This is a genomic window from Sporolactobacillus spathodeae, assembly GCF_016908935.1.
GTDB lineage: Bacteria > Bacillota > Bacilli > Bacillales > Sporolactobacillaceae > Sporolactobacillus > Sporolactobacillus spathodeae.
On sequence record NZ_JAFBEV010000003.1, the window covers coordinates 177,011 to 187,636 of the forward strand.

The 10,626-nt window shown below is 43.0% G+C and carries 10 protein-coding genes and 1 riboswitch; of the genes, 8 read left to right on the plus strand and 2 right to left on the minus strand.

Annotation, left to right across the window (positions count from 1 at the left end; genetic code table 11):
- Positions 1-78: 78 nt before the first annotated feature.
- Positions 79-1,002, minus strand: coding sequence for an exonuclease domain-containing protein (locus JOC27_RS02660; protein WP_205005457.1), 924 nt, complete (start codon positions 1,000-1,002; stop codon positions 79-81).
- 577 nt (positions 1,003-1,579) lie between these two features.
- Here JOC27_RS02660 and JOC27_RS02665 point away from each other — a divergent pair.
- From JOC27_RS02665 to gnd, 8 genes are all read left to right on the plus strand, one after another.
- Positions 1,580-2,185, plus strand: coding sequence for an ECF transporter S component (locus JOC27_RS02665; protein WP_205005458.1), 606 nt, complete (start codon positions 1,580-1,582; stop codon positions 2,183-2,185).
- 338 nt (positions 2,186-2,523) lie between these two features.
- On the plus strand, positions 2,524-2,802 hold the full coding sequence (locus JOC27_RS02670; RefSeq protein WP_205005459.1) for a holin: 279 nt from the start codon (positions 2,524-2,526) through the stop codon (positions 2,800-2,802).
- Positions 2,803-2,866: 64 nt separating this feature from the next.
- Positions 2,867-3,094, plus strand: coding sequence for a hypothetical protein (locus tag JOC27_RS02675; RefSeq protein WP_205005460.1), 228 nt, complete (start codon positions 2,867-2,869; stop codon positions 3,092-3,094).
- Complete coding sequence (locus JOC27_RS02680) at positions 3,087-4,016, plus strand: 3-hydroxyacyl-CoA dehydrogenase family protein (RefSeq protein ID WP_205005461.1); 930 nt, start codon at positions 3,087-3,089, stop codon at positions 4,014-4,016. The genes JOC27_RS02675 and JOC27_RS02680 overlap by 8 nt, the downstream gene beginning before the upstream one ends.
- Positions 4,017-4,223: 207 nt before the next feature.
- Positions 4,224-5,114 carry a putative RNA methyltransferase gene (locus JOC27_RS02685; RefSeq protein WP_205005462.1) on the plus strand — a complete coding sequence of 297 codons (891 nt, stop codon included), beginning with the start codon at positions 4,224-4,226 and terminating at the stop codon, positions 5,112-5,114.
- A 147-nt stretch (positions 5,115-5,261) separates the two neighbouring features.
- Positions 5,262-6,035, plus strand: coding sequence for a DeoR/GlpR family DNA-binding transcription regulator (locus tag JOC27_RS02690; protein ID WP_205005463.1), 774 nt, complete (start codon positions 5,262-5,264; stop codon positions 6,033-6,035).
- Positions 6,036-6,201: 166 nt separating this feature from the next.
- Positions 6,202-8,103: a PTS fructose transporter subunit IIABC gene (locus JOC27_RS02695; protein WP_205005464.1), complete on the plus strand. Its 1,902-nt coding sequence runs from the start codon at positions 6,202-6,204 to the stop codon at positions 8,101-8,103.
- Between the two features lie 574 nt (positions 8,104-8,677).
- Positions 8,678-9,577: a phosphogluconate dehydrogenase (NAD(+)-dependent, decarboxylating) gene (gene gnd / locus JOC27_RS02700; protein ID WP_205005465.1), complete on the plus strand. Its 900-nt coding sequence runs from the start codon at positions 8,678-8,680 to the stop codon at positions 9,575-9,577.
- A 312-nt stretch (positions 9,578-9,889) separates the two neighbouring features.
- Here the strand turns inward: gnd and JOC27_RS02705 are convergent, their stop codons facing one another.
- Positions 9,890-10,249 (minus strand): response regulator, encoded by a 360-nt coding sequence (locus tag JOC27_RS02705; RefSeq protein ID WP_205005466.1) that lies wholly within the window; start codon positions 10,247-10,249, stop codon positions 9,890-9,892.
- A 67-nt stretch (positions 10,250-10,316) separates the two neighbouring features.
- Positions 10,317-10,404, minus strand: a riboswitch (cyclic di-GMP riboswitch).
- Positions 10,405-10,626 lie beyond the last annotated feature (222 nt).

Sequence of the window (10,626 nt, forward strand, 5' to 3'; positions counted from 1 at the left end):
TTTCAACAACCGTTCCGGTCGATGTGTCGGAACGGTTGTTGCATGCTGGCGAAATAAAACTCAGTTGTCCCAATACGCTTAGAGTAGTTTTAGAAATTCTGTCTCCGTAATAATTTGGATATTTTGACCTTGTTCCGCAAGCTGTTCCGCTTTGATTTGTTTCGAACTTTTGGTATGGCCACGCAGAAGTTTCGGGTCTTGATCGCCGACAACCAAATAATTTGTCTTTTTTGTTACTGAATTTCCATTAATCCCACCCAAATCTGCAACTTTTTGGCAGGCTGCCATGCGGTCCATCGTGCGCAATGAGCCACTGAATACAAATACATGGTGATAAACAGGATGGAATGGATCGAATACGCTTGTTTTCGCTGTAATTTCTGAAGGTTTGAACCCATTATATGGATAGCGACCTGACTGCATTTTTCGAAAGGCTCGATAGTCGTTTTGACCGACAAGACCCATCTGGTAATGTAGTTTGCTTGTCATTTCCTCAAGATTATGAATATCTGCTTCTTGGAGCATTTGGAGAACAATTTCTGCGCAAACGCGAGAGTCATCGGATGCTCGGTGATGGTGAAACTGAATGTGATAGTTTGCCGCGACCGAATTCAGACGATTTGAACGCAGCTGAAGTAACTGTCGCGATAAGGCAAGTGAGCAGAAATAGTTCATTATTGGAAAGTCGAGGTCATATTTCCCGAGACTCTTTTGCAACACTTTCATATCAAAAGGTGCGTTATGAGCAACAAGCGGCAGATTGGCAATAAATCCAAACAAGCGATTGGACAGCCTGTCAAATGTTGGGGCTTCCGTCACATCATCCGGACGAATGCCGTGAATTTGAATATTGGACGCGTCAAATGGTTCTTCTGGATTGATCAGAGAGTAGTAGGTATCAACAATCTGGCTGTTGCAAACTTTGGTCAAACCCACGGAACAAGCTGATGAATAATGACTATTTGCAGTTTCAAAATCAATTGCGACATAAGACAAAGCCATTGAACTGCCTCCTCAAATCATGTAAACGTTACGATTAGTCCTATTTTAACGTATTTTGATGGTTGCTGAAAGCGGAGTTCATGAGTTATTTCTTAATTCAATCGCTCTGTTAAATTTTAACGTTGATTTTCTAACAGAGCCAATTCAATAAAAAACGCCTGACATTTGTCAGGCTATGATATAGGATAATTCATGTTATGTCGCGATGAAATGAGAGAAGGCTTTGTTGCCTACAAAATAATTATTACCGGATTTGCATCGTTTCATAAGTTTCTAAGCGACAAATGCTTGATGAATGCTTTCGCTTCCTGAGCATTGGCGAAGTTGTCCCAAAGTGTTTACTGCATTTGCTCTGCTGGGATTACTATGAATAATGATTCTTGAGTTCTAAGCAAATTTGCTAAATAAATCATTAAAAACAGGCGATAGTGAGTCTAAAAAGAGCAAGGAGAGCCAAGCATGGTCCAGCTCTAAAAGCGGGTAGGAAGAGTGGAATGAATTTGTTCTCTCTTTTTGGAATTTTGTGGTATGATTTAACCGTAAAACAAACACTATTTGATAACATGAGGAGCTTGCTATGGTTCACATGACACGGCAAAATAAAACCTATCGTCTCGTTTTGCTCAGCATTTTAACAGCAATAATCATTCTGCAAACCTTTGTGCCGATGCTTGGCAATATTCCAATTGGTGTTTTCAGCCTCACGCTGATTCATATTACTGTTATTATTACAGCAATCGTGCTCGGTCCGTGGGAGGGGGCACTGATTGGCGGGTTCTGGGGCGTTGGATCTTGTTTGCGTGCTTACCTCTCTCCCTATAGTCCGATTGAAATGCTGATTTTCACAAATCCATTGGTCGCTGTTCTGCCGCGCGTCCTTGTCGGACTAGCTGCTGGCTATAGCTATCGATTCTTGCGCAAGGTGAAATTGCCGGATATTCCGTCGATGGCATTGTCGGCAGTATTTGGCGCCGTGACCAATACCGTACTGGTTCTCGGATTGATTTATATTTTCTACAGACAGCCCTATGCCAATTTTCTCCATGTTAGTTTCTCTGGACTCTTGCCAGCATTACTGCTGATTGTGGTCAGCAACGGAATACCCGAGGCGATTGCTGCCGGTGTCATTGCTCCGATTGTCTCTAAAGCGCTGCGCCGTGTGGTTCCTGAATCAATAAAATAAAAGTACAAGAAAAGCCCGGCAACGCTGCCGGGCTTTTCTTAAGAGATAAGAATGTATAAGATTTTGCACAAAAAATGGAGCGAAGGCACGAGACGCCTGCGGGAAAAGCGAGCCAAGTGAGACCCCGCAGAATCTTGCCTGTCTGTGGAGGCTCACGGATCGCCCGCGGCAAGCGAGTAGCCAGAGCGCAATTTTTGCAAAGAAAGACTTGGCTTAGCAAAGTTTTTCTAATAAAGATCATAATAGAAAATATGTCCGGATAGACAAGTCTATTCAATTGCCGCATAGAATGATGGAAAAGGTTATTCACACCATCATCTCTTGAGGGAGGTCGCCTGATGCAAGACGTCCTAATGCTGGCAACAGTTCTGGCGCCTATTTTGACAGGTGCAGTTCAGCTGCTGAAGAAAACTTATCCGATTCCGAAAAACTGGATTCCGCTCATTGCTCTGTTACTTGGCATCGCACTTGGTTTTTTTTCCACTCCATTTTCTACTTTAGAAACAGCGAGTCGCTTATGGGCGGGAGGAATGGCTGGGCTCTCATCCACTGGTTTATTTGAATTAGCATTTAACAATCGTAGCGGTACATCAAAGACAAACAGCAAAGGCAAATAAAACCTCAGTTTGCTTCTTTAAATCAAAGAAGCAAGCTGTTTTTTTTTAACCTTGAAGTAAGTGGATGGATGCTATTGCTTGTAAAGACTTAGCACAGGGTGTTCGTCCTCAACGAAAATTAAAGCAACCGAAATGCATTTCTCTGATGATACGATATGCAAGGGAAGAAGAGGGTGGGGAGAGCTTGTGGATTTATTACCTGACAGCAAGCAAAAAAATTCACAAATATGACACATTCAGCTATGATTGTATCGTTAGAAAACGTTTACAAGGGGCGAGAGAAAATGATTAAAAAAATTGCGGTCATCGGTTCCGGCGTCATGGGATGCGGCATTGCGCAATCATTTGCCGCTCAAGGGTATCCTGTTGCTATCAATGATATTAAACAGGAATTTCTAGACAAAGCGAAGCAAACCATTAGCAGTCAACTCGATTTTCTGGTTCGTTTTGGGAGTATTTCAATGAAACAGAAGAGTGAGGCGCTCACACGATGCTCGTTTACGACAAATCTTGAACAAGCCGTAAAAGATGCCGATTGGGTGATCGAGGCTATTCCGGAAGTCATTGAGATGAAGTGGTCGCTCTATGAGAAACTGAATAAACTCGCAGCAACGGATGCGATACTCTCATCAAATACCTCTACATTTCCATTGAGTTTGCTGATAAAACCTATCACGCAACGCAGCCGTTTTTTCATTACGCACTTCTTTAATCCAGCCCATCTTGTTCCATTGGTTGAAATTGTTAAAGGCGAAACAACAGATACAGTACAGGTGGACGAAGTTGTCCGCATGCTCAAGGAAGCAGGCAAGCAGCCGGTTTTGCTGAAAAAAGAGGTCAATGGTTTTATTGCCAATCGTTTGCAGACAGCCTTGATGCGCGAAGCTTTTGCCTTAATCAGTCAAGGGGTTGCCGATCCACAAGATGTTGATCGGGCTGTCACCGAAGGCATCGGCTTCCGATGGGCTTTTCTTGGACCCACAAGAATTGCTGATTTGGGTGGCCTAGATACATGGAAACGTGTTTTTGATAATATTGCCCCAGATTTGGATAAAAGTACGGGCGCACCTGAATTAATTAATCAGCAAGTGGCTGCTCATTTATTAGGAGCAAAAACAGGAAAAGGGCTTTATGATTATGATGGGGAAACAGTACATCGGATACTGGAAGAACGCGATCAGGCATTCGTTCAACTTGCAAAGGCAAAATCCTAACAGCCTTCATTCATAGATGCACATCAATCCTCGAAAAAGCGGAGTAATCCGCTTTTTTTTAATGCACAAAATTTAACAGTATTGCCCCTCGTTTTACTGCAGATAAAACAAAAGCTTTTGTTAGAATTGGCACGACTTGTCATTCGATCGATCAACAGTTAGAATTAATCCGTTGTTTTTACACGTCAGAATTTGGGATAGATGAAAATGGAACGGATCAGCAAAAAGGAATATAGTGCACGTTTATTTCAAAAGAACATCTCTCTTTTCAAATGTCCGTATTGCGGTCAGCCATTGCAGATAGAGAATGAGAAAAGCCTGATTTGTTCAAAGCGCCATACGTTTGATCTAGCGAAACAAGGTTCAGTCAATTTATTAGTGAAACCGTCACACACGGAATATGATCAGGAGTTATTTGAATGCCGTAGGCGGATGATGCGCGATGTGGGTTTGTTTCGCCCCCTGCTTGAATGGATTTGCGACAGAATCAGGCGAAACCATCAATCGAAGGAGCTTGCCATTTTAGATGTTGGCTGCGGGGAAGGAACGCATTTGAATCAAATCGTGACCCATTTGCAAGCGATCGGCTACCCGCAAACGTTGGGGGTTGGTATCGACATTGCCAAAGACGGCGTCACGCAAGCAGCGAAAAGCTATCCAGGGAATTTGTGGCTTGTTGCCGATCTCGCGCATGCGCCTGTGGCCGATCAGTCGTTCGATATCATACTCAATATCTTATCTCCCTCTCATTATGAATCCTTTCATCGGATTGCGAAAATTGGGGGATGGACGATAAAAGTTGTTCCAGCAAGCGGTTATTTAAAAGAATTACGGACTTTTTTTCATGGTGAAAGTGAAAAGCAGGCCTATTCCAATGAGTCCGTAATCGCAAATTTTCGTAACCATTATTCTACGTTTGAAACACACGCGTTAACTTACGAACGGATCTTGTCTGGTCATCAATTATTTGATCTGATGCGGATGACGCCACTCTCTTGGCATGCATCAGAATCGAAAAAAAAGGAATGGCTGTCGCAACAAACGTGCACGATCACGGTAGATTTATCAATTTTGATTGGTAAAGAAGGCGATCAATAAGCGAATAAGTGATGGAAACATGAATGGTTTTGAACATTTATCATTGTTTGATGCGATAAATCGCAAATGTAATGAGCGATAATGATTATAATGTATTGATTTTGAATGAAAGCGTGTTACAATGTAATAGTTGGAGGATCCCAATCAATGCTTGCAGAAGAACGGCAACAATACATTTTAAAGCAGCTCGAAGAAAAGAATGTTATCAAAGTACAGGATTTGGTACGATTCCTAGATGCCTCTGAATCGACAATCCGCCGGGACTTGCAGGAACTTGAAGCACGTCATTTGCTTCGAAGACTGCATGGAGGCGCTTCACTGATCCAACCGCGCAATCAGGAACTGGATATGGAGGAGAAAACCTCCAAAAACATTCAGGAAAAGAAGCAAATCGCTCGCTTTGCTTATCACTTGATCAAGGAAAATGAGTGCATTTACTTGGATGCTGGAACGACGACATTCGAGATGATCCCTTATTTGGAAGGAATAAATGTAACCGTTGTCACAAATAGTCCTTTTCATGCAACTGCTTTAGCAAAGCATAATGTCGATTGCTATTTAATCGGCGGTCTGCTGAAAAGGACGACTCAGGCTGTCGTTGGCAGTATCGCGCAACAAACACTCAACTATTTTCGCTTTGATAAAGTCTTTATCGGGACAAACGGGATCGATGCAGCCATGGGGTTTACAACACCAGATCCGGAAGAGGCAAGTATTAAAAGAATGGCTATGTCACTTGCTGCACAGCCATTTGTCCTTGCAGACAGTAGTAAATTTTCAGAAGTCGCATTTTGTAAAATGTTCGAACTGAATCAAGCGGTTATTATTACCGATGATATCCTGGATGCAACAAGCCGTGCCATTCAAGAGAAGACGAAAGTTATTTGTGTTGCTGATGAGCCAAAAACAGGATGGGCATAGTAAAAAGGGTTAGATTGATCATGCGTTTTTGTCGTTGCAAGTGTATTATCGGGATTTTGTTGCTACTTAATGGGGAAATATAATTTAGGCATCAAATTATCTCCTCGTGCGATAAGTGTTCTTTTGTTGTATTACTATTTGAAGAATTGCAGGGAGTGAAATTTCAATGAAGATTACAGATTTAATGATTGAACGGGCGATGGTCATGGACATGCAGGCTTCGTCCAAGGAAGCGGCTATCGATGAATTGATTGCAAGCCTAGACCGGAACGGACGGATTAATGATCGCGTCCTCTTTAAGCAAATGATTTTAAAGCGTGAAGCGGAATCAAGTACTGGTATCGGTGAAGGAATTGCAATGCCGCATGCCAAAACAAAAGCGGTAAACGAAGCAACCGTAGTTTTCGGTCGTAGTAAAAAGGGTATCGATTATGAAGCGCTTGATGGTAAACCGTCACATTTATTCTTTATGATCGCCGCTCCAGAAGGTGCAGCTGACACACACTTGCAGACGCTGGCAGCGCTATCGCGTCTTCTGATTGATCAGGAATTCGTCGACCAAATCAAAAATGCTGAAACAGCTGCAGAAGTTGTCAAGCTATTCGATGACCGACAGGCTGAGAAAGAAAAGAAAGAAGAAGCTGCGCCACAGCAGGCAGCGCCAGCAGCAAATGAAAAATTTGTCATCGCTGTAACAGCATGTCCGACAGGGATTGCGCACACCTATATGGCGGAAGATGCCTTGAAGAAGAAGGCCAAAGAAATGGGTGTTGCAATCCGCGTTGAAACAAACGGTTCAGAAGGCGCGAAGAACGTGCTGACTGCTGAAGAAATCGAACGCGCGGCCGGTGTTATTGTTGCAGCGGATAAAAAAGTTGAGATGGCCCGCTTTGATGGGAAACGCGTATTACAGACACCAGTCAGTGACGGTATTCGCAAACCGGAACAGCTGATTAATAAAGCTTTGAATGGCGATGCACCTGTTTATCATGCGGAAAGCAGCGCGTCTTCTGCAGAAGAAAATGAAAGCACAGGGTCTGTTTGGAACAAAATTTATAAAGATCTGATGAACGGTATCTCGCATATGCTACCTTTCGTAGTTGGCGGTGGTATTCTTCTTGCTGTGTCCTTCCTGCTTGAATCAACGATTGGGAAGAACAACCCGATTGTGCTGATGCTCGGCAGCATAGCAGGTGGCGATACGGGTGCCTTCCATTTCCTAATTGCGGTTCTGGCTGGTTATATTGCCTATAGCATCGGCGATCGTCCGGCGCTGATGCCTGGTATGGTTGGCGGATTTCTGGCAGCTTCTTCCAATGCTGGTTTTCTCGGTGGTCTTGCCGCTGGTTTCCTTGCCGGTTGGATCATTGTTTTCCTGAAAAAGGTTTTCAAGGGCATGCCGAAGACTTTGGACGGATTGAAACCGATTTTGCTGTTCCCGGTATTTGGCTTGCTCATTACTGGTGCATTGATGTATTTCATTTTTGACCCGATTTTCAAATGGATTAATCTTGGCTTGATTGGCGGTCTGAATCATCTCGGAACCGGTAATGCAGTTCTTCTTGGCATTGTCCTTGGCGGAATGATGGCCATTGATATGGGCGGTCCATTTAACAAAGCAGCCTATACATTTGCCATTGGCGTCTTTACAAGTGGTGCTTCAAATGGTGGTCTTATGATGGCTGCGGTTATGGCCGGCGGTATGGTACCACCTCTTGCGATTGCTTTGGCAACCACATTGTTTAAGCACAAGTGGAATGAAGATGAACGTAAGGCTGGATTGACAAACTATGTGCTTGGCGCTTCATTCATTACCGAAGGTGCGATTCCTTTTGCAGCTGCCGATCCGATGCGCGTTATCACATCCTGCATTATCGGTTCAGCTATTGCTGGTGGATTGACACAGTTGTGGAATATTAGCATTCCGGCTCCTCATGGCGGTATTTTCGTTATCCTGCTCAGCAATCATAAGTTGTTGTTTTTGCTTACAATTATCATTGGTGCAGTGATATCTGGGTTGATTTTGGGCATTTGGAAAAAACCGTTGGCTGAAAAAGTAGCGAAGTAATTATGTTGCAATCAGTAAAAGTAAACCTTAAGTGCTTTTACTGTAAACATACGGAAGAAGGGTAATACCTGTCTGTCATGCAGGTATTGCCCTTTTTTTAAAAAAAAATAAGAATGTATCTACGCTTTGGCACACTGATAATATTGGCTACCGTGATGACTAAAAACATTAGGGCCGTTGCTGATGCTTGTTTATTTTGGGGCACAAGACGGGCAGCAAGAATCGCGTCAAGGCGAATAGAGAACCGTGTGCGCGTGCGATTAGCACCCGACTCCACATCAGAATACTATATGTGGCAGAAAGCAGTACCAAAATTACCTGTACTAAAGATCAACATGAGTAGTATGAGCACGTTTTTTCTGGACATTTTATAAGTTGCGAGCACGATAATCGGAACAAAGAGAAGGGAAAGCTCGTATACTAAATCAAATCTGGTGAGATTTCAAAAGGATTCTTTTCTAAGTGAGCAACGCTCTGAGCCACTAAAGAAATTTGGACGTGATTAGGCAAATTGTTGTAAACTAGAGAAGGATTGATTTATTACATAAGTAAATACAGAGTCAGGTGGGAATTTATGAGAATCGGATTAGTAGGACTTGGAAAAATGGGCTATAATCTCGCACTTAATATGTCAGAACACGACTTTGACGTGCATGCTTTTGATTTATCAGACGAGGCCGTCAAGCGCGTGGCAAAAGAAAACAACATCAGTGGTTATCATTCACTTGAAGCATTGGCTGGACGTCTGGAAACACCACGTGTGTTTTGGTTAATGGTACCAGCCGGCGTACCGACGGAAGAGACACTGCAACAGCTGCTCCCATTGCTGGATAAGGGCGATATTGTCCTCGATGGCGGCAACTCGCGTTATACCGATTCGTTACGTCATTATGACCAGTGTAAGGAAAAAGGCGTTTCCTTTCTAGATGTCGGCACATCCGGCGGAATGAGCGGTGCTCGAAACGGCGCTTGTGTGATGGTAGGTGGGGATAAACCTGCATTTGATTATCTTGAACCCTTATTTAAGGCAATCTCAGTTGAAGACGGTTATCTCTACACCGGAAAAGCAGGTAGCGGCCATTTTCTAAAAATGGTTCATAATGGCGTCGAATATGGCATGATGCAGTCCCTTGCTGAAGGTTTTGAAGTCCTGCAGAAAAGCGGTTTTGCGTACGATAACGAAGCGGTTGCCAAAGTGTGGAACCATGGCTCAGTTATCCGCAGTTGGCTCGTTGAATTGCTTCAGGATGCCTTTTCAAAGGATGGCAATTTGGAAGAACTCTCAGGTATTATGGCTTCTTCAGGTGAGGGAAAATGGACGCTAGAGACGGCACTCGACATGCAGGTGCCAACACCAGTTATTGCCCTTTCCCTGCTGATGCGCTACCGTTCGCTTGAGAGCGATACGTTTGCAGGTAAAGTAGTCGCGGCATTGCGCAATGAATTTGGCGGCCATGCCGTTGTAAAAAAATAATTAGTTCACTCTGTTTGAAAAAATTTACAAAAAAAAGCATTAAATTTAACAATCAGCTGGTAAACTGGTCAAGAACCGAAGCAATACCCCTGATTGCTTTTTAATCCACATCTTATTCCATTTCGGGCTGTATCAGCCCGATTTTTTTATGGATAGAATGGGGTGTGCGTCAGAAATCAAAATTTCCTTAAACGATTGCCAATTCTGGCCTCGTTTCGCAAATGATCTGTATGCGTGTGTAGAAGATTGCCCTGAATGGTCAAGGTATAGTGGGGCGCCACAGTACTAATTCCATTTTCAAACTTAGATTCACTATTTTATAATGTTCTCAAGTCGGCTACTCATGTCGTTGAAAAAGGGTTTAAGAACAAATTCTTTAGCACCAAGCTTTAAAGCTTTAATAACAAGATGCTTGCTTCCTAATGATGAACAGATGACAACATTTGCCCTGGGATCATAGTCAATAATTTTTTTTAAGCCATCAATCCCATTTAATATTGGCATGGTTATATCCATAATTACAAGATCGGGGTTAAGAGCAATATACTGATTAAAAGCCTCGAGGCCGTTTGAAGCTTCGCCAACGACTGCGAATTTTGTTGGGTCAAGCATATTTTTTATATACTGTCTCATAAATCGTGAATCATCAACAATTAAAACAGACTTAAACATTGAATACCCTCTTTTCAAGAAAGAAGGGCAAATTTAATAGAGCATTAAAATGATTACAGGATTATCTCCTGGCAACCCGGCTGCCATGACATAATTGGTGTTTTAGGCCCGTGGCTTTGCGTCTAATACTTTCGTAAAATTTGCCTCTATAGGTATAATATCACAAAGACTAATTAATAATAAAGCAACCCCCCTACGATTGGCGAATACGATTTTAACCAGAGACAGCAGGATAACGAGACAACAAATACAACAGGTAATGAAATTGCAGTAAGGCGTCCTAATCGAGTAGGAGGAAGCCTTCGGCTTCCGACCTCTCACACCACCGTGCGTACGGTTCCGTACACGGCGGTTCCATAATTTACACGCATACGCTC

Coding starts and splice junctions, on each gene's coding strand:
- JOC27_RS02660 (WP_205005457.1), bottom strand. CDS start 1,002: ATGGCTTTGTCTTATGTCGCAATTGATTTTGAAACTGCAAATAGTCAT.
- JOC27_RS02665 (WP_205005458.1), top strand. CDS start 1,580: ATGGTTCACATGACACGGCAAAATAAAACCTATCGTCTCGTTTTGCTC.
- JOC27_RS02670 (WP_205005459.1), top strand. CDS start 2,524: ATGCAAGACGTCCTAATGCTGGCAACAGTTCTGGCGCCTATTTTGACA.
- JOC27_RS02675 (WP_205005460.1), top strand. CDS start 2,867: ATGGATGCTATTGCTTGTAAAGACTTAGCACAGGGTGTTCGTCCTCAA.
- JOC27_RS02680 (WP_205005461.1), top strand. CDS start 3,087: ATGATTAAAAAAATTGCGGTCATCGGTTCCGGCGTCATGGGATGCGGC.
- JOC27_RS02685 (WP_205005462.1), top strand. CDS start 4,224: ATGGAACGGATCAGCAAAAAGGAATATAGTGCACGTTTATTTCAAAAG.
- JOC27_RS02690 (WP_205005463.1), top strand. CDS start 5,262: ATGCTTGCAGAAGAACGGCAACAATACATTTTAAAGCAGCTCGAAGAA.
- JOC27_RS02695 (WP_205005464.1), top strand. CDS start 6,202: ATGAAGATTACAGATTTAATGATTGAACGGGCGATGGTCATGGACATG.
- gnd (WP_205005465.1), top strand. CDS start 8,678: ATGAGAATCGGATTAGTAGGACTTGGAAAAATGGGCTATAATCTCGCA.
- JOC27_RS02705 (WP_205005466.1), bottom strand. CDS start 10,249: ATGTTTAAGTCTGTTTTAATTGTTGATGATTCACGATTTATGAGACAG.